The 16,732-nt window shown below is 64.6% G+C and carries 17 protein-coding genes and 1 pseudogene; 11 read left to right on the top strand and 7 right to left on the bottom strand.

Going from position 1 to position 16,732, the window contains the following annotated elements:
- Positions 1-18 precede the first annotated feature (18 nt).
- The 3 genes from RSW2DRAFT_RS00970 to RSW2DRAFT_RS00960 form a co-directional block, all read right to left on the bottom strand.
- Positions 19-699, bottom strand: coding sequence for a fumarylacetoacetate hydrolase family protein (locus RSW2DRAFT_RS00970; RefSeq protein ID WP_008027134.1), 681 nt, complete (start codon positions 697-699; stop codon positions 19-21).
- Positions 696-2,342, bottom strand: a complete 1,647-nt coding sequence (locus tag RSW2DRAFT_RS00965) for a D-alanyl-D-alanine carboxypeptidase family protein (RefSeq protein ID WP_008027133.1) — start codon at positions 2,340-2,342, stop codon at positions 696-698. Before RSW2DRAFT_RS00965 ends, RSW2DRAFT_RS00970 begins: the two co-directional genes overlap by 4 nt.
- Before the next feature lie 184 nt (positions 2,343-2,526).
- Positions 2,527-3,228: an HAD family hydrolase gene (locus RSW2DRAFT_RS00960; RefSeq protein ID WP_008027132.1), complete on the bottom strand. Its 702-nt coding sequence runs from the start codon at positions 3,226-3,228 to the stop codon at positions 2,527-2,529.
- A 176-nt stretch (positions 3,229-3,404) separates the two neighbouring features.
- Between RSW2DRAFT_RS00960 and clpS the strand changes: the two genes are divergently transcribed.
- The 3 genes from clpS (at position 3,405) to RSW2DRAFT_RS00945 (ending at position 5,641) form a co-directional block, all read left to right on the top strand.
- Positions 3,405-3,725, top strand: a complete 321-nt coding sequence (gene clpS / locus RSW2DRAFT_RS00955) for an ATP-dependent Clp protease adapter ClpS (protein ID WP_040671409.1) — start codon at positions 3,405-3,407, stop codon at positions 3,723-3,725.
- Positions 3,726-3,803: 78 nt separating this feature from the next.
- Positions 3,804-4,805 (top strand): class I SAM-dependent methyltransferase, encoded by a 1,002-nt coding sequence (locus tag RSW2DRAFT_RS00950; RefSeq protein WP_008027130.1) that lies wholly within the window; start codon positions 3,804-3,806, stop codon positions 4,803-4,805.
- 26 nt (positions 4,806-4,831) lie between these two features.
- A complete protein-coding gene (locus tag RSW2DRAFT_RS00945) occupies positions 4,832-5,641 on the top strand; it encodes an SDR family NAD(P)-dependent oxidoreductase (protein WP_008027129.1) in 810 nt (269 codons plus the stop codon).
- Here the strand turns inward: RSW2DRAFT_RS00945 and RSW2DRAFT_RS00940 are convergent, their stop codons facing one another.
- Positions 5,642-6,046, bottom strand: a complete 405-nt coding sequence (locus RSW2DRAFT_RS00940; RefSeq protein WP_008027128.1) for a hypothetical protein — start codon at positions 6,044-6,046, stop codon at positions 5,642-5,644.
- Between the two features lie 113 nt (positions 6,047-6,159).
- Here RSW2DRAFT_RS00940 and hemF point away from each other — a divergent pair, with 113 nt between their 5' ends.
- Positions 6,160-7,023 (top strand): oxygen-dependent coproporphyrinogen oxidase, encoded by an 864-nt coding sequence (gene hemF / locus RSW2DRAFT_RS00935; protein WP_008027127.1) that lies wholly within the window; start codon positions 6,160-6,162, stop codon positions 7,021-7,023.
- A gap of 31 nt (positions 7,024-7,054) precedes the next feature.
- On the opposite strand, the gene hemC is transcribed toward hemF, so the two are convergent.
- The gene (gene hemC, locus RSW2DRAFT_RS00930) at positions 7,055-7,999 is read right to left on the bottom strand and encodes a hydroxymethylbilane synthase (RefSeq protein WP_008027126.1); all 945 of its coding nucleotides are present in this window, start codon (positions 7,997-7,999) and stop codon (positions 7,055-7,057) included.
- Positions 8,000-8,099: 100 nt separating this feature from the next.
- Between hemC and hemE the strand changes: the two genes are divergently transcribed.
- The 4 genes and pseudogenes from hemE (at position 8,100) to RSW2DRAFT_RS00915 (ending at position 12,949) form a co-directional block, all read left to right on the top strand.
- Positions 8,100-9,131 carry a uroporphyrinogen decarboxylase gene (hemE, locus tag RSW2DRAFT_RS00925; protein ID WP_008027124.1) on the top strand — a complete coding sequence of 344 codons (1,032 nt, stop codon included), beginning with the start codon at positions 8,100-8,102 and terminating at the stop codon, positions 9,129-9,131.
- Positions 9,132-9,436: 305 nt separating this feature from the next.
- Entirely contained in the window at positions 9,437-11,932 is a 2,496-nt protein-coding gene (locus tag RSW2DRAFT_RS00920; RefSeq protein ID WP_008027122.1) for a GcvT family protein, read from the top strand.
- A gap of 79 nt (positions 11,933-12,011) precedes the next feature.
- Positions 12,012-12,128 (top strand): annotated as a pseudogene (locus RSW2DRAFT_RS18420) (AsnC family transcriptional regulator); the annotation flags it as partial.
- A 167-nt stretch (positions 12,129-12,295) separates the two neighbouring features.
- Positions 12,296-12,949 carry a hypothetical protein gene (locus RSW2DRAFT_RS00915; RefSeq protein WP_008027121.1) on the top strand — a complete coding sequence of 218 codons (654 nt, stop codon included), beginning with the start codon at positions 12,296-12,298 and terminating at the stop codon, positions 12,947-12,949.
- 150 nt (positions 12,950-13,099) lie between these two features.
- Here RSW2DRAFT_RS00915 and rpsU read toward each other — a convergent pair whose 3' ends face one another.
- Positions 13,100-13,306, bottom strand: coding sequence for a 30S ribosomal protein S21 (rpsU, locus tag RSW2DRAFT_RS17315; RefSeq protein ID WP_008027119.1), 207 nt, complete (start codon positions 13,304-13,306; stop codon positions 13,100-13,102).
- Between the two features lie 117 nt (positions 13,307-13,423).
- Between rpsU and RSW2DRAFT_RS00905 the strand changes: the two genes are divergently transcribed.
- Together RSW2DRAFT_RS00905 and RSW2DRAFT_RS00900 are read left to right on the top strand one after the other, a co-directional pair.
- Complete coding sequence (locus RSW2DRAFT_RS00905) at positions 13,424-14,113, top strand: COQ9 family protein (protein ID WP_008027116.1); 690 nt, start codon at positions 13,424-13,426, stop codon at positions 14,111-14,113.
- 9 nt (positions 14,114-14,122) lie between these two features.
- The gene (locus RSW2DRAFT_RS00900; protein WP_008027113.1) at positions 14,123-15,112 is read left to right on the top strand and encodes an NAD(P)H-quinone oxidoreductase; all 990 of its coding nucleotides are present in this window, start codon (positions 14,123-14,125) and stop codon (positions 15,110-15,112) included.
- A gap of 44 nt (positions 15,113-15,156) precedes the next feature.
- Here RSW2DRAFT_RS00900 and RSW2DRAFT_RS00895 read toward each other — a convergent pair whose 3' ends face one another.
- Complete coding sequence (locus RSW2DRAFT_RS00895) at positions 15,157-15,798, bottom strand: ribonuclease T2 family protein (protein WP_008027111.1); 642 nt, start codon at positions 15,796-15,798, stop codon at positions 15,157-15,159.
- A 122-nt stretch (positions 15,799-15,920) separates the two neighbouring features.
- Here RSW2DRAFT_RS00895 and RSW2DRAFT_RS00890 point away from each other — a divergent pair, with 122 nt between their 5' ends.
- On the top strand, positions 15,921-16,679 hold the full coding sequence (locus RSW2DRAFT_RS00890) for a DUF1013 domain-containing protein (protein ID WP_008027109.1): 759 nt from the start codon (positions 15,921-15,923) through the stop codon (positions 16,677-16,679).
- Positions 16,680-16,732 lie beyond the last annotated feature (53 nt).

The raw sequence follows: 16,732 nt of genomic DNA, 5'->3' as shown, positions 1-16,732 counted from the left end.
CCTAAAACTTTTGGCGCCCTAGACCACCGTCACGCGCGCCTGACCAAGGCCGTCGATTTCCACCACGCAGGTCTGACCGGGCGCTATCGGCCCCACCCCCGCCGGTGTGCCGGTGAAGATCAGATCGCCCGGCTGCAACGCCACCAGCCGCGACAGGAAGGCGATGATCGCGGGCACCGGCCAGATCATCTCGGCCAGGTCCGCCGCTTGCCGCAATTCGCCATCGACATGGCAGGTGATCCGCCCCGAAATTGCCCCAACTGCCGGATGCAAGGCCCCGACAACGGCCGAAGCGTCAAAGCCTTTCGCCATATCCCAGGGCCTGCGCGCCGCCTTGGCTGCCGCTTGCAGGTCGCGCCGGGTCAGGTCGTTGCCGGGCGCATAGCCCCAGACATGCGCCAGTGCCTGATCCTCGGGGATGTTGCTGCCACCCTGACCGATGGCCACCACCAGTTCGGCCTCGTGGTGCAGGTCGGCGGTGGCGGGCGGATAGGCGATGGTGGCGCCATCCGGCACCAGCGCGTCATTGGGTTTGGTGAAGAAGAACGGCGGCTCGGCATCCGGGTCGTGGCCCATCTCGCGCGTGTGTTCGGCATAGTTGCGCCCCACGCAGAAGATGCGCCGCACCGGGAAACGCGCGGTGCTGCCCGCCACTGCCACGCTGGGCAGCGCCGGGCAGGGGATCACATAATCCGTCACGGCCCGATCGTGAAGCACTGGGTGCCGCGCGCCTGCAACCGCCGACAGGCCAGATCGGCCTGATCCTGGCTCAGCCCCATGAAATTGGCGTCAAACCCGCCGCTTTTCTGCACGATCTTGCGCCGCCCGTCGTTCAGGGTGGCGCTTTCCGAAAGGGCGATCTTGAACATCGCCCGCTCTGCCGCCGCCGACGAGGCGAAACGGCCGACGTTCACCCCCCAATGCCGCCCGCCAGAGGTCGAGATGCGCGTCACGACCTCGGGCTCCGAAGGGATCGCGGCAACCTCGGTGGTGCCGTCAAGCGGTGTTGCGGTGTGGATGATGGTCGCGGCCAGTTGCACCGGCTTGGCCGCCGGGCGCGGCGTAGTGGCCCCGGCAGAGGACAGGCTGACGATGTTGGTGGCCTCGGCACCGGCCTCTTCGGCCGTCAGCAACTGGAAGGGCAGAGGTGCCTGGGCAACTTCGGCATCGGCCACCTGCATCTCGGGGGCGGCTTGCTCGGCAACCGGGGCCGGGGGGGCGGTTTCGGCCATTTCGGCAACCGGCACCACCGCAGCAGCTTGGTCCACCGCTTCGGCGGGCGCGCTTGCCGCCTCGGCCAAGGCCCCGGCGATGTCGTCCTGCATTGCCGCTACGGCCACTTCCGCCGCCGCTGCTGCTGGTGCCGGGCGACCGCGTGGGCGAGGCGAATTGCTGACGGTGGTGACAATCCGCAGGGTCTTACCCGCAGCCACAGCATCGGCGTCGGCCAACAGTTCCTCGTCCGGTGCCTCGGCAGGATCGGCCTGATAGCCGGGCGCGGCAGGCGCTTGCACTGCGGCATTGGCCGGGGCCGAAGCAAAGCCGAGGTCCAGCAGTTCGGCCATCTTGGCATTGCGCATTGCCGTCGAGGTGCCACCAAAGATCGTGGCGATGATCCGTTTGTTCCCGCGTTGCGCCGAGGCCGTCAGGTTGAACCCGGCAGGGGCTGTGTAGCCGGTCTTGATGCCGTCGGCACCTTCATACATGTCCAGAAACCGACGGTTGGTATTGGCCACTTCCGCCACGCCGGCATCCGACGAGCGGCGCGAGAAGATGTTGTAATACTGCGGAAAATCGTAGAACAGGTGGCGTCCCAGCGTGGTCATGTCGCGCGCGGTGGACATGTGGCCGGGGGTGGTCAGGCCGTTGGCATTGCGAAAGGTCGAGTTGCGCATCCCCAGCGCCTTGGCGGTGCGGTTCATCCGCTCGGCGAACTTGGCTTCCGATCCTCCGACCGCCTCGCCAATGGCGGTGGCGGCATCGTTGGCGGACTTGATCGCCGCCGCCCGGATCAGATAGCGCAGCGCGATCTTCTGCCCGGCCCGCAGGCCAAGCCGCGACGGCGGCTCGGACGCCGCATGTTTCGAAACGGTGACCATGGTATCAAGGCTGATCTCGCCCCGCTCGATCGCCCCGAAGGTGATATACAGCGTCAGCATCTTGGTCAGCGAGGCGGGGTGCAGCCGGGTGTCGGCGTTCTTGGCGTAGATCGTCTCGCCGGTGCGGGCGTCGATCACGATGGCCGCATAGGGCGCCGCCCCCGCCGGGGAAACAAACGCGCAGACCAACACGAAACTGGTCAGCAATAAATTGCGGACAAATTGCCCAATAAGCGATGCCACGTCGCTTGCCCCTTGTTACTGCCTCGGTCCTGCCCCGATTGTTTCGGAACTTATCTTCTGTCGGAAAAACTAGCACAGCCACCTGATCTGGAAAACCCCCTTAATTCAAGGGCTTTGGCAGTGGTGCTAAAGTGCCATTGGCAAATATGGGGTCAGACTCGGGCCAAGCCCCCAGATGCTGCGGTCAAGCCTGCAACGCTGCAACCAGGGCGGGTAATTCCGACAGATCGCCCAACGTGCGGAACCGCGCCTCGTTCTGCGGCACCTCGGCGTGTTCCAAGGCCCAGGTCAGGCCATGCGGCACATGCACCCCCCAGCCGCCCGCCGCAATCATCGGCAGCACGTCGGATTTCAGCGAATTGCCGACCATCAGCGCCCGCGCCGCCCCATCGCCATGGCGGGCAAACAACGTGGCATAGACCGCCGCGGTCTTGTCGGACACGATCTCGACCGCGTGGAACAGATCGCCCAGTCCCGATTGCGCCAGCTTGCGTTCCTGATCCAGCAGATCGCCCTTGGTGATCAGCACCACCCGGAAATCACCCGCCAGCGCCTGCACCGCCTCGCGGGCAAACGGCAGCAGTTCGATCGGATGCTGCAACATGTCGCGCCCGGCGGCGATGATCTGGCCGATCACCGGGGCGGGCACCCGGCCTTCGGTCACCTCGATCGCCGTCTCGATCATCGACAGCACGAAGCCCTTCACGCCAAAGCCGTAATGCCCCAGATTGCGCCGCTCGGCCGCCAGCAGGCGGTCATGCAGATGGCTTGCCTCTGCATGATCGGCCAGCAGCGCCGCAAAGCGGTCTTGCGTCAGTTGGAAGAACGCCTCGTTCTGCCAAAGCGTGTCGTCGGCGTCAAAACCGATGGTGGTGATATGGGTCATTCCGGCAGCTTTGCCACAGCGCCACGGGCTTTCAAGCGCAAAACGCGGGCTTGTGGTCCGCCCCCTTTCAGCAGCGCCGGAACGCGCTATAATAGGGGGGTGCGCAACCATCGCGAATCTGCCGCCAACCCGGAGCATTGCCCGTGACCCTTCGCCCCCTCCAGATGTCTGGCCGGATGTCCGACAAGCCGGGCGGCACCGAAGGCGATGCCTCGACGCTGACCAAGACCCACACCCGCACTGAACGGCCGCCGCTTTACAAGGTATTGCTGCTGAACGACGATTACACGCCGATGGAGTTCGTCGTGCATATACTTGAGCGGTTCTTCGGGCTGAATCACGCGCAGGCGTTCGAGATCATGCTGACGGTGCACAAGAAGGGGCTGGCGGTGGTCGGCGTGTTTTCCTTCGAGGTGGCGGAAACCAAGGTGGCGCAGGTGATGGATTTCGCCCGCCGGCACCAGCACCCGCTGCAATGCACGATGGAAAAGGATTAGCTCGCTTTCAGCGAGACGGAAAAGGATTAGCTCGCTGTCAGCGAGACGGAAAAGGATCAAGACCGCCCGCGGTCGCCCATGCGCTCTGCCAGATTGACCCATGCCCTGGAAACCGGCGCGATTTCGCTGCCGCAGACCGGAACCATCGCCGTGTATCGCCCCCGTGCGGGGGATGACCTGACGGTATTGCCCAAGGACCGGCTACTGCTGGTGCAGGGCTTCAAGCCCGACCACGACGCTTTTGCCGCCCTTGGTTACCGCATGGCCGTGACCGGCGGCAGCGGCCATGCGGCAGCGCTGGTCTGCCTGCCGCGCGCCAAGGCCGAGGCCCGGGCACTGCTGGCCGAGGCGGCGGCTTCGGTGACCCCCGGTGGCCCGGTGATCGTCGATGGCCAGAAAACCGACGGGATCGAGGCGATCTACCGCGATTTGAAAGCCCGTTTGCCGGTTTCGGAACCGCTGTCCAAGGCACATGGCAAGGTTTTCACCTTCGCGTCCGGGCCGGGGCTGGCGGATTGGGCCGCCAAGCCGACCCTGATCGACGGCGGCTTCCAGACCCTGCCCGGCGTGTTTTCCGCCGATGCGCCCGACCGCGGCTCGATGCTGCTGGCAGCGGCCTTGCCCGACCGGATGCCCGGCTACACTGTCGATCTGGGCGCCGGCTGGGGCTATCTGGCCCGGGCCATCCTTGCCCGCAGCGGCGTGAAAAAGCTGGATCTGGTCGAGGCCGAGGCTGCGGCGCTGGAGTGTGCCCGGATCAACATCACCGACGAGCGCGCCCGCTTTCACTGGGCCGATGCCACCAGCTACCGCGCCGACGGCTATGCCGATGCGGTGGTCTGCAACCCGCCATTCCACGCCACGCGCGACGCCGACCCGGGGCTTGGCGTGGCCTTCCTGGAGGCCGCCGCGCGCATGTTGTCGCCTAATGGCACACTGTGGCTGGTGGCAAACCGCCACCTGCCTTATGATCGGCCCCTCGCCACCCTGTTCCGCGAGGTCGAGGTCATTGGCGGCGACAACGCCTTTCGGCTGACCCGCGCCGCTCGCCCCAACAAACCCAGCCGCACCCCGCACTGAACCCCCGCACTGAACCGGAGCCTTTCATGTCGCTGTCCATCGCCGGAAAAACCGCCATCGTCACCGGGGCCGCCAACGGCATCGGCCTGGCCATCGCCCGGCATTTCATCGACAAGGGCGCCAACGTGATGTTCGTCGACATGGACGAGGCGCGACTGGAGGCCGAGGTCGGCGAGGAAGCCCGCGCCGATGGCCCGGTGCAGATGTTCTCGGGCGATCTGCGGCAGAAACTGACCATCGCCAACCTGCTGTCCGCCACCATGGACGCCTTTGGCCGGGTGGATATTCTGGTGAACGCCAGCCGCCAGATGGCGGTCTCCGACCCGCTGTGCCCCGAGGATGATGCGGTGGAACTGCTGTTGCAGCAGAACTTCCTCACCAGCCTGCGGGTGTCGCAGATGACCGCCAAGCGCATGATCCTGCAGGCGGAAAAGGCGGGGGATGAAAGCCGCAACATTGGCGTGATCATCAACCTGTCGTCGATTGCCGCCCATCATACCCAGGGCGCGTTGCTGGGCTATTCCGTGGCCTGTGCCGCACTGGACCAGATGACCCGCTCACTGGCCGTGGCATTGGCGGGCAAGGGCATCCGGGTCAACGCCGTGGCTTTTGGGTCGGTGATGAGCGCCAGTCTGCAAGGTCTGTTGAAGGAAAACCCCGGCTACCGCGCCGCAATTACCGACGGCACGCCGCTGCACCGCATCGCCGGGCCGGACGAGCTGGTGGAAACGGTGCAGTTCCTGGCCTCGGATGCCGCGGCCTTCATCACCGGCCAGATCATCACCGTCGATGGTGGCCGCAGCCTGATCGACCCGGTCAACGCCCCGGCGCACTGATCATTCGGGATATTGCGCCTGACATTGCGCGATCACCGGTGCTGCTTGCCGCGCCAGATCGCGGCGCTTGACCTTCAGCCCCTCCAGCTTTCGCCGTTCGGCCGCCAGATCAATCGCCACTGGCCGCTGAACGGTTTCATCGCGGTCTTCCCAACACATCCTTCGCGGTGGTGGTGGCGGTGGCGTGCCGTCGGGCGGCGGTGGCATCGGCCGTGGCGTGCAATCGACCCAGACCTGATGCGAGATCGTCACCGATTCCATGCCATAGCCGCGCGACAGGTTGGTTTCGGTCTCGGCAATCAGCCGGTCAACGATGCGCAGATCGCGGGTGTTGCGGGCGATGCAGTTTTCCTGCGGCGTGCCACAGGCGATCAGAACCAGACACAGGGCGAGGGTGCGTTTCATGTGGCCTCCGGGGGCTACCGCCAGTCTAGCGCAATCCGTCCCCGCCCCCAATCGCAATCTGGCAGGGTTTTGCCAAAGCTGCTAGGCAGGGTGGATTGGCAAGGGAGACCCCGATGAGCGACGAATTCGATGCCCGCAAAACCCGGGCCGCCGCCTGGTTCCGCAACCTGCGCGACCAGATCGTGACGGCCTTTGAAGCCATCGAAACCGCCCAAGGCGGCCCCGCCCCGGCAGGCCGGTTCGAGTTGACCCCCACCAGCCGCCCCGATGGCGGTGGCGGGCTGATGAGCGTGATGCGGCATGGCCGGGTGTTCGAAAAGATCGGCGTCGCGGTATCCGAAGTGCATGGCACGCTGGCACCGCGGGCGCAGCAGGCGATGGCGGCGCGCGGCGTGCCGGGCATGGCCGAAGACCCGCGGTTCTGGGCCAGCGGCGTCAGCCTTGTCGCGCATATGCAGAACCCGCACGCGCCCGCCGTGCACCTGAACACGCGGATGTTCTGGACCCCCGGTGCCTGCTGGTTCGGCGGTGGCTCCGATCTGAACCCCTGCATCGAATACCCCGAGGACACGGCGTTTTTCCACGGCGTGTTGCGGCAGGCCTGCGACGCCCATGCGCCCGACTACTATCCCCGCTTCAAGGCCTGGGCTGACGAGTATTTCTATGTGCCGCACCGCAACCGCGCCCGCGGCGTTGGCGGCATTTTCTTCGACGACCATGCCACCGGCGACTGGGAGGCGGATTTTGCCTTTACCCAAGACGTTGGCCGCGCCTTCCTGCCCGCCTTCTTGCCGATCACCGAGCGTCGCCTTGGCACGCCCTGGACCGAGGCCGACCGCGAGGCGCAACTGGTGCACCGCGGGCTTTATGCCGAATACAACCTCGTTTATGACCGCGGCACCAAATTCGGGCTGGAGACCGGCCACGATGCCAATGCCGTGCTGATGACCATGCCGCCGATCGCCAAATGGCCGTAACGGCGGCAGGGCGGTCAGGCGGCTGATCGCCTTAACGCCAGGAAAAGAAGCCTTCCGGCGCGCGGCCCAGCAACTGCCGGGCCAGATCGCGGCCGGCTTCGGCGGCATCACTGGCGGCGGCGCGAATCTCGCCGGCAATCACTTCCGACCCATCCGGGCGCAATATCTCGCCGCGCAGCCAGATCCGGTCGCCTTCCAGCACCGACATCCCGGCAATCGGCGTGGCGCAGGAGCCGTCGAGTTCCTGCAGATAGGCCCGCTCGCAGGCCAGCCGGATGCCGGTGGGGCCATGGTGAATACCGGCCAGCAAAGCCTCGGCTCGCGGGTCGGCGGTGCGGCGTTCGATGCCGATGGCCCCCTGCGCCACGGCGGGCAACATTTCCTCGACCTCGATGGCCGAGCGCGCCACATGCGCCATGCCCAGCCGGTTCAGCCCGGCCATTGCCAGAAACGTCGCCACTGCCACGCCGTCTTCCAGCTTTTTCATCCTTGTCTGCACGTTGCCGCGAAACTCGACCAGGTTCAGGTCGGGCCGCCGCGCCGCCAGTTGCGCCCGCCGCCGCAGGCTCGACGATCCAACCGTCGCCCCATGCGGCAGATCGGCCAACCGTGCCACCGTTGGCGACACGAAGGCATCCCGCACATCCTCGCGCGGCAGATAGCAGTCCAGCAGCAGCCCCTCGGGTTGCAGCGTCGGCATGTCCTTCATCGAATGCACGGCGATGTCGATGCTGCCGTCCAGCAGCGCATCCTCGATCTCGCGGGTGAACAGGCCCTTGCCGCCGATTTCCTTCAGCGCCCGGTCCTGCACCTGATCGCCGGTGACCTTGATCACCACGATCTCGAACGCCGCTTCGGGCAGGCTGAAGGCCGCCATCAGGCTGCGTCGGGTCTCGTGCGCCTGCCACAGGGCAAGCGGCGAACCGCGGGTTCCGATCTTGAGGGGGGCGGCGGGGGAGGGCAATGCATGTGTCATGTGCCATGACTTACATGTGTCATCTTCGCCTGACAACTCCCCCGGTATTGACAAGCCGCCGCAGGCGCGCAAGTGAGAGACAATTCACCAGGAGACCGCCATGACCAAGACCATCCTGCGCGCCCTTGCCGGGGAAACGCTGCCGACCCCGCCGATCTGGATGATGCGTCAGGCTGGCCGATTCCTGCCCGAATACCGCGCCACCCGGGCGCAGGCCGGGGATTTCCTGTCGCTGTGCTACAATTCGGAACTTGCCGCCGAGGTGACGCTGCAACCGATCCGGCGCTATGGCTTCGATGCCGCCATCGTGTTTGCCGACATCCTGCTGCTGCCGCAGGCGCTGGGGGCGGACCTGTGGTTTGAAACCGGCGAAGGCCCGCGGATGTCCACCACCACCACGATGGAGGCGGTGAAGGCGCTGAAACCGGCGGATGCGATTCACGAGCACCTGGCGCCGATCTATGAAACCGTGCGCATCCTGCGCCGCGAATTGCCCACGGAAACCACGCTGATCGGCTTTGCCGGCAACCCCTGGACGGTGGCGACCTACATGATCGCCGGTCGGGGGTCGAAGGATCAGGCCGCGGCGCATGCGCTGAAGGCTGCGGACCGTGCCACCTTCGCCGCGCTGCTGGACCGCATCGCCGATGCCACCATCGAATACCTGTCGATGCAGGTCGATGCCGGGGCCGAGGTGATCAAGCTGTTCGATTCCTGGGCCGGCAGCCTGAAGGGTCAGGATTTCACCGATTTCGCCGTGGCGCCGACCAAGCGCATCATTTCGGAACTGAAAGCCCGCCACCCCGGCCTGCCGATCATCGCCTTCCCGCGCGAGGCGGGCAATGGCTACATCGGTTTCGCCAAGGCCACCGGGGCCGACTGCGTGGCGCTGGACAATTCGGTGACGCCGGAATGGGCCGCCGAAAACGTGCAGGTTGATGGTTGCGTGCAGGGCAACATGGACCCGATCCACATGGTCACCGGCGGCGCGGCACTGGACGAGGCCACCCGCCGCGTGGTCAAGGCCTTCAAGAACGGCCCGCATATCTTCAACCTTGGCCACGGCATCACCCCCGATGCCGACCCGGAAAACGTGACCCGGATGATCGAGGTCGTCCGCGGTCTGCGCTAAGCGGTCAAAGACCGGACCGGACGTCGCAGGCCCGATTGATCGGGCAGAGGCTTCCGGCGGATGAAAACCCGGCAGTTGCCTGCGGTTGTTGCCGCCGCTTCAAACGCGGAACTGCGGTCAGGGCGACGGCGGGGCAGGCTTTGCCCTGCCAGCTTTCGGTTGCTGTCTGGCCCGGCACCGGTCAGCGCCATGGAACACTGATCCCGTCGCATGTCGTTTTCGGCTGGCAATGGTCGGGCCACCTTGCCCCTGCGCGGTGCTTTCGGGCATCTATGAGGGCAAATCCGCAATCCGGGAGTCGCCCAATGAAAACTCATGTCAAAGCGCTGGTGGTCGGCGGTGGCGCCGTTGGCACCGGCATTGCCTACCATCTGGCCAAGGCCGGTTGGGACACCATGCTGGTGGAACGCGACGAGCTGACCTCGGGTTCCACCTGGCACGCCGCGGGGCTGCTGCCGCTGTTCAACATGGGTTATGCCACCACCCACATCCACAAATACTCGGTCGATTTCTACAAGGGGCTGGAGGCGGAAACCGGGCTGAACGCCGGGTTTGCCGTGGTCGGCAACCTGCGGATGGCGCAGACCGACGCGCGGATGGACGAATACATGCTGTATTCCTCGGTCGCAGAAAGCGCCGGGGTGTATCATGAATTTCTGACGCCGGCGCAGATCAAGGACCGCTGGCCGCTGCTGCGCACCGACGATCTGAAGGGCGCGCTGTTCCACCCGCAGGACGGCTATATCAACCCCGCCGACGTGACGCAGGCGATGGCCAAGGGGGCGCGGCAGTTCGGCTGTTCGATTGAACGCAAGGTGCAGGTCAACGGCTACCGCTGGACCGGCAGCGAATGGATCGTGTCTTGCGTGCGGATGGTCGAGGTCGGCGGCAATCTTGTGCCTTCGGAAGACGCCTTTGAAATTCACGCCGAACATGTCGTGACCGCCACCGGCAACCACGCGCAACGCACCGCCCGGCTTCTGGGAATCAAGATCCCCGCCATTCCGGTCGAGCATCAGTATATCGTCACCGAGCCGGACCCGGCGCTGGTCGAATACCGCAAGACCCACCCCGAACACCCGGTGCTGCGCGATGCCGATGCCAAATGGTATGTGCGCGAAGAACGCGGCGGCTGGATTCTTGGCCCCTATGAAAAGGGTGCCCCCGCCCGCTTCCCCTATGCCGTGCCCGACAGCTTCCGCGCCGATCTGTTCCCGCTGGATCTGGAACGGATCGAGGTCGAATACCTCAGCATGATCCACCGCCTGCCCACCTCGGAAACCGCCGGGCTGAAGGCCGATTTCAACGGCCCGATCTGCTATACCCCTGATGGCAACCCGCTGGTCGGCCCGGCGCCCGGTCTGCGCAACATGTGGCTGGCCGAGGGCTTCAGTTTCGGCATCACCGCGGCGGGTGGCACCGGCTATTATCTGGCGCAGATGATGGTGAATGGCGAGGCCGAGATTGATACGGCTTCCCTGGACCCGCGCCGCTATGGCACCTGGATGACCACCGAATACGCCAGCCGCAAGAACGAGGAATGTTACGACCACGTTTTCATCCTGCACCACCCCGATGAAGAACGCCCCGCCTGCCGCCCGCTGCGCACCGCCCCGGTCTATGACCGTCAGGCGGCGCTGGGGGCGCAATTCGGTCAGGTGAACGGCTGGGAGCGGCCGAATTACTACGGCCCGATCGGCGCTTCCGAGAATTTCGACCATGATGGCCGCAGCTTCCGCCGTGGCACCTGGTGGTCCTATGCCAAAGCCGAGGCCGAGGCGCTGCGCAGCACCGCCGGGCTGATCGACGCCACCGCCTTCACCAAGCATATCGTGCGCGGGGCAGGGGCGACGGCTTTCCTTGACTGGTTCACCTGCAACAAGCTGCCCGCGGTGGGCCGCATCAACCTGACCTATGCGCTGACGCCCACCGGCACCACCCGCACCGAATACACCATCGTGCGCAACGGGCCGGACGATTACTATCTGGTCTCGGCGGGCGCCTGGACCGCCTATGACGCGGATTACATGAAGAAATGTGCCGAGGACAAGGCGGCGGAGTTCGGGCACATCGAGATCCATGACGTGACCACCCAATGGGGCGTCTTCGCGCTGGCCGGCCCCAATGCCCGCGCCATCCTGCGCGAAATCGTCAAGGATGCCGATCCCGACACCGTGCTTTCCAACAAGCGTTTCCCCTGGCTGTCGGCCCGCAAGCTTGAACTCGGCATGTGCCCGGTCAACGCCATCCGCGTCGCCTATACCGGCGAGTTGGGTTGGGAATTGCACCACCCGATCGAGATGCAGCGCTATCTTTGGGACTTGCTTTTGAAGGCGGGCGAGGCGCACGGGCTGAAACTGGTTGGCGCCCGGGCGCAGAACTGGCTGCGGCAGGAGAAATCCTATCGCGCCTTCGGCACCGAACTGGGCCGCGATGCGACGCCCTTGGAAGCCGGGCTGGATCGCTTTGTTGACCTGTCGAAAGACTTTCAGGGCAAGCAAGCGATGCTCGCCACCGGCATCCGCGCGAAATGCGTGACCGTGCTGATCGACGGCCCCGACGATGCCGACCCCTGGGGCAAGGAGGCGCTGTTCGTGAATGGTGAAAAGGTTGGCCGCCTGACCTCGGGTGGCTGGTCGGTGGCTTTTGGCAAACAGATCGGCATGGGCTATGTGCGCCCCGATCTGGCGGCGGTGGGCACCAGGCTGAAGGTCAAGATGCTGCGGCAGGAATGGAATGCGGTGGTGGTAGAAGACGGCCCCTACGACCCCAGCAACGCCCGTATCCGGGTGGATGGCTAAGGTTCGGGCCGGACACCCCGGCCCGACCAAGGCCAGCACGCCCTCGCAGCGCTGAAGGCCGCCGCAATGCCGCCCGCGCACCGAAACCGTCGCCCGCATCCACCGGCAGTATCTGACCCGGTTGCCGGGAGTGGCGCAGATGCACTCCAGCTTCGCGCTGCGGACGGTGTTCAAGACGACGGCGTTGGCGGTGTGAGGGGGGAGTGGGGCGGGATTGAGCCCTTAGCCGTCATTCGGACTAGTCGCAGCAATCAATCACGTTATCGGATACAGACGCGGCGCACGGCCAACGGTCAAGCATTGTTGGGTTGCGGCATGATCTATGCTACCAGTAATTTGTCAGAATAGAATTTGGGAAGAATGATGGGAAATCTCTCCGACCTCATCGCGAAAACCTACGAATTCCTTGTAAGGGCAGGAGCGCTACTGCCGGTTACGGCGCTCGTGGCGGTGTTGCTATTCGTGGCTCGCGAAATCCTTGAAGGCAAGCGCCGCAAAGATTCGAGCAGCAGGAAGAAGCGCGCGATAAGCCGCCTCATGGCCTACGACATTGAGCGCAACTATTGGGCTCTAAAATCGACAAGACAGTGCCTTGAAACAATAACCGATCAAATAGCGAAGCCGGACGGTGTGGAGAATCTAAGTATTCGGGTTGGATCGAACGGAGAAAAGTACTTTCAATGCGAAGAGCCGGACGGATCTACGTCTTCGTCACCTATCAGAAAGGTTTTCACCGGTTCGCTCACTTCAAACCTCTTGATTCTGGCAGACCTTGACGAACGCCAGTTCGAGGCGACGCTAGATGCCATTGATGCCATAAATGAGTTGAATCATGTTATCGATTCAATGGTGATCTACGTTTCGGATGATCTGCCCAATGGACACGATAGGTCTTCTGGGTTCATGGAGGGCTTTGTGGAGTACGCAGAGAGGGTACTAAATGACTGTGAAGAGGCGTTCAAAAAATTCTACAAAATTGTCACCGGAAACGTATTAGACAGCCATCGTGTAAGATAGCCATTGGAAATTTGTAGTGAATGTCCGCTTCGTCCCGCAAAGCCGCTATTCCATGCCCCGCGAAACCTCCCCCCCAAATGAAAAACCCCCGACACTCGCGCGCGGGGGTTCATCGGGGTGGACCAAGCGGTCCCAGTGTTCGCTGACGTCTTACAGACCGCCTTCACGTTGAAGCTTCTTCCGGGCGAGTTTCCTCGCGCGGCGCACGGCTTCAGCTTGTTCGCGCGCTTTCTTGACCGACGGTTTCTCGAAATGTTGCTTGAGCTTCATTTCGCGGAACACGCCTTCGCGCTGGAGCTTTTTCTTCAAGGCCCGAAGGGCTTGCTCGACGTTGTTGTCGCGGACGCTGACCTGCATGTGGTTGTCACCACCTTCCTAGGTTAGAGTTGCACTGATTGTGCAGGCCCGCGGGCTATATCAATGTGGGGTGGGCTTGTCCACCGTGCGATGGGTCAGAGGTCAGGGAGGGCGGAAATGGAACGCGAAAACAGCATGGAGGCGGCAAAAGCCGCAGTTTTGCGGGCGGCAGAGATGCATGTGCCGTTCGATGGCTGGTCAGAGGCGGCGCTGAAGGCGGCGGTTGCTGATTCGGGCATCGCATCCGGGCTGGCCGCGGCGCTGTTTCCGCGCGGGGCGGTGGATCTGGCGCTGGCCTATCATCAGGCGGGCGATGCGGCGATGGTGGAACGGCTTGCGACCGCCGACATGACCGGCCTGCGCTACCGCGACAAGATCGCCGCCGCGGTGCGGTTCCGGCTGGAGGCCTGCACCGACAAGGAACTGGTGCGCCGCGGCACCACGCTGTTCGCGCTGCCGCAGCATGCCGCCGAAGGGGCGCGGGCGATCTGGGGCACTGCGGATGCGATCTGGCGGGCGCTGGGCGACACCTCGACCGACGCCAACTGGTATTCCAAGCGCAGCTCGCTGTCGGCGGTCTATGCCGCGACCGTGCTTTACTGGCTGGGCGACGACAGTCCCGACCACGCCAACACCTGGGAATTCCTGGATCGTCGGATAGATCAGGTGGTGGCGCTGATCAAATTCAATGCAAAACTGCGCGACAGCAAGATTTCCAAGGCTTTGTTGGCCGGTCCGCTGAAATTTCTGACTGCCATAAAGGCTCCGGTAACCCCTGATGATCTACCCGGAAGCATGAAACCCTGAGGTGACGCGATGACCCTGCCGACCAGCATGCTTGCGATGGAGATCGACCAGCCCGGCGGGCCGGACGAGTTGAAGCCGGTGTCGGCGCCGGTGCCGGTGCCGGGGCATGGCCAGATCGTGATCAAGCTGGCCTATGCCGGGGTCAACCGCCCCGATGCGCTGCAACGCGCCGGGCTTTACGCGCCGCCGCCCAGTGCCTCGAAACTGCCGGGGCTCGAAGGCGCGGGCGAGGTGGCCGCCGTTGGCCCGGGCGTGACCCGCTGGGCGGTGGGCGATCTGGTCTGCGCCCTGCTGCCGGGCGGTGGCTATGCCGAATACGCGCTGACCCATGCCGACCACGCGCTGCCGATCCCGAAGGGGCTGACGCTGCGCGAGGCGGCCTGCCTGCCCGAGACCTGTTTTACCGTCTGGTCCAACGTGGTGAACCGCGGCGGCTTGCAGGCGGGGCAGCGGTTTCTGGTGCATGGCGGCACCTCGGGCATCGGCACCACGGCGATCCAGATCGCCCGGGCTTTGGGCGCACGGGTGTTCACCACGGCGGGCAGCGATGCCAAATGCCAGGTCTGCCGCGATCTGGGGGCGGAAGTGGCGATCAACTACCGCACCGAGGATTTCGTCGAGATCCTGCGCAAGGCCGGTGGGGCCGATGTGATCCTGGACATGGTCGGCGGCAACTACCTGCCGCGCAACATCCGCGCGCTGGCCGATGATGGCCGGTTGGTGCAGATTGCCTTCCTGACCGGCGCCAAGGTCGAGTTGAACTTTGCCGAAGTGATGACCCGCCGCCTGACCATCACCGGTTCCACCCTGCGGCCGCAATCCGATCTGGCCAAGGCCCGCTATGCCCGCGACATCGAAACCCATGTCTGGCCGATGATCGAAAGCGGCGCCTTCAAGCCGGTGATCGACAGCGAGTTTGTCCTCTCCGACGCCCCCGCCGCGCATTGGCGCATCGAAAGTGCGGGCCATGTCGGCAAGATCGTCCTGAAGGTTGACTAGCCTCGGTTTCTTCTTGGCTTGAATACCCCCCGCGCGGCGCGCCCTTACCGCACCGCCCCCAGAATGGCATCCTGCATCCGGCAATCGCGGATCACGTCATCCCCGCATGCGCGCGGCTGCAAATCCTTGGTCAGACAGATCCGCGCCTCTTGAATCATCCCCTGATCGCAGGTCACCGTGATCATGTCGCGGGTCAGGCCGGGGTTGGATTCCAGAAAGGCCCCCTCGATCACGTCCGCTGGAACCTTCAACGTCTTGCTGATCTTGCCGAACACCGGCGGAATCACGATTGCCGCATAGGCCCGCCGCATCGTCGCATAGTAGTCGCGCGCCGAAAGCCCGGCGCAGCGGCCATGCTTTTTCCATTGATACCAGGCCAGCCCCGACCCACCCATGATGTCTGCCATCGCCGCAGACTCGCCGCGTGACGGGTCGCGCTGGCCGGTGCGGCAGTAGCTGGGATAGCCCGCGTCATACTGCGGCCACAGCCCGTGCAGCGTGAAGGTGAAGTCATGCCGCGGGCTGCACTGGTCATCGCCGCGCGCATCGCCCTCCAGCGCGCACCAGTTGGCCGACCATGACAGCGACATCACGTAATAGTCGAAATCGCCGGCCTGCTCGCCCTCGGCCAGTGCCGCCGTGGTGCCGATCAGCAGGGCGGCAAGGCCCATCATTCCTGCGCGCATTTTCTCTTTCCTCTGGCCCGGATCACGACTATAAGCCGCGATAACTTCCCGAAAACGAGAAGACGCGACCCCGGTCGCAGCCGTTTTCCCGGCCCGGGAGAGATTTGTAAAGGAGTGATCCGATGTCCAAGCCCCTGATGGCCAAGGCCACCGCCGTTTGGCTGGTTGACAATACCACGCTCAGCTTCCGTCAGGTCGCCGATTTCTGCGGCCTGCACGAGTTGGAGGTGCAGGGCATTGCCGATGGCGACGTGGCCGCCGGGGTGAAGGGTTTCGATCCGGTCGCCAACAACCAGCTTGACCCGATCGAGATCGAGCGCGGCCAGGCCGACCCGCTGTATAAGCTGAAGCTGAAGTTCTACGCCGCCGCCGTGGGCGAGGAAAAGCGCCGCGGTCCGCGCTACACCCCGCTGTCGAAACGGCAGGACCGGCCCGCAGCCATCCTTTGGCTGGTGAAGTTTCACCCCGAGCTGACCGATGGTCAGGTGGGCAAGCTGGTCGGCACCACCAAGCCGACGATCCAGTCGATCCGCTCGCGCAGCCACTGGAACATCGGCTCGATCACCCCGATCGACCCGGTGGCGCTTGGCCTGTGCAAGCAGACCGAACTTGACGCCGCCGTGCAGATCGCCGCCCGCAAGAAGGCCGCCGATGGCACCGTGATGTCGGACGACGAGCGGCGCAAGCTGGTGTCCACCGAGCAGTCGCTGGGCATGGCGCCCGAGCCGAAGATGCCGGCCGGGCTTTCCAATCTGGAACAATTCACCCGCATCGAGCCGGAAGAAAAGCCTGCCGACTTTTCGGATGCCGACAGTTTCTTCAATCTGCCGCATGGCGATGATGACGACGACGAAGACGAAAAAGGCAGCCGCCGCCGCTAAGGCGCGCCGGACTTCGGGGCCTCGGGAAGCCGGGGCCCTTTGCCTTTGCGCCG

The organism is Rhodobacter ferrooxidans (genome assembly GCF_000176015.1).
GTDB classification, from domain to species: Bacteria; Pseudomonadota; Alphaproteobacteria; order Rhodobacterales; family Rhodobacteraceae; genus Pseudorhodobacter_B; species Pseudorhodobacter_B ferrooxidans.
Note: the sequence above shows the minus strand (reverse complement) of the source record. Positions and strands in the feature narration are given on the sequence as shown.

What these genes read in the sequence shown, in the direction of transcription:
- RSW2DRAFT_RS00915 (WP_008027121.1), top strand. Translation starts at nt 12,296, where the DNA reads ATGGGAAATCTCTCCGACCTCATCGCGAAAACCTACGAATTCCTTGTA.
- RSW2DRAFT_RS00895 (WP_008027111.1), bottom strand. Translation starts at nt 15,798, where the DNA reads ATGCGCGCAGGAATGATGGGCCTTGCCGCCCTGCTGATCGGCACCACG.
- RSW2DRAFT_RS00920 (WP_008027122.1), top strand. Translation starts at nt 9,437, where the DNA reads ATGAAAACTCATGTCAAAGCGCTGGTGGTCGGCGGTGGCGCCGTTGGC.
- hemF (WP_008027127.1), top strand. Translation starts at nt 6,160, where the DNA reads ATGAGCGACGAATTCGATGCCCGCAAAACCCGGGCCGCCGCCTGGTTC.
- RSW2DRAFT_RS00905 (WP_008027116.1), top strand. Translation starts at nt 13,424, where the DNA reads ATGGAACGCGAAAACAGCATGGAGGCGGCAAAAGCCGCAGTTTTGCGG.
- RSW2DRAFT_RS00950 (WP_008027130.1), top strand. Translation starts at nt 3,804, where the DNA reads ATGCGCTCTGCCAGATTGACCCATGCCCTGGAAACCGGCGCGATTTCG.
- rpsU (WP_008027119.1), bottom strand. Translation starts at nt 13,306, where the DNA reads ATGCAGGTCAGCGTCCGCGACAACAACGTCGAGCAAGCCCTTCGGGCC.
- hemE (WP_008027124.1), top strand. Translation starts at nt 8,100, where the DNA reads ATGACCAAGACCATCCTGCGCGCCCTTGCCGGGGAAACGCTGCCGACC.
- RSW2DRAFT_RS00960 (WP_008027132.1), bottom strand. Translation starts at nt 3,228, where the DNA reads ATGACCCATATCACCACCATCGGTTTTGACGCCGACGACACGCTTTGG.
- clpS (WP_040671409.1), top strand. Translation starts at nt 3,405, where the DNA reads ATGTCCGACAAGCCGGGCGGCACCGAAGGCGATGCCTCGACGCTGACC.
- RSW2DRAFT_RS00900 (WP_008027113.1), top strand. Translation starts at nt 14,123, where the DNA reads ATGACCCTGCCGACCAGCATGCTTGCGATGGAGATCGACCAGCCCGGC.
- RSW2DRAFT_RS00945 (WP_008027129.1), top strand. Translation starts at nt 4,832, where the DNA reads ATGTCGCTGTCCATCGCCGGAAAAACCGCCATCGTCACCGGGGCCGCC.
- hemC (WP_008027126.1), bottom strand. Translation starts at nt 7,999, where the DNA reads ATGACACATGCATTGCCCTCCCCCGCCGCCCCCCTCAAGATCGGAACC.
- RSW2DRAFT_RS00890 (WP_008027109.1), top strand. Translation starts at nt 15,921, where the DNA reads ATGTCCAAGCCCCTGATGGCCAAGGCCACCGCCGTTTGGCTGGTTGAC.
- RSW2DRAFT_RS00940 (WP_008027128.1), bottom strand. Translation starts at nt 6,046, where the DNA reads ATGAAACGCACCCTCGCCCTGTGTCTGGTTCTGATCGCCTGTGGCACG.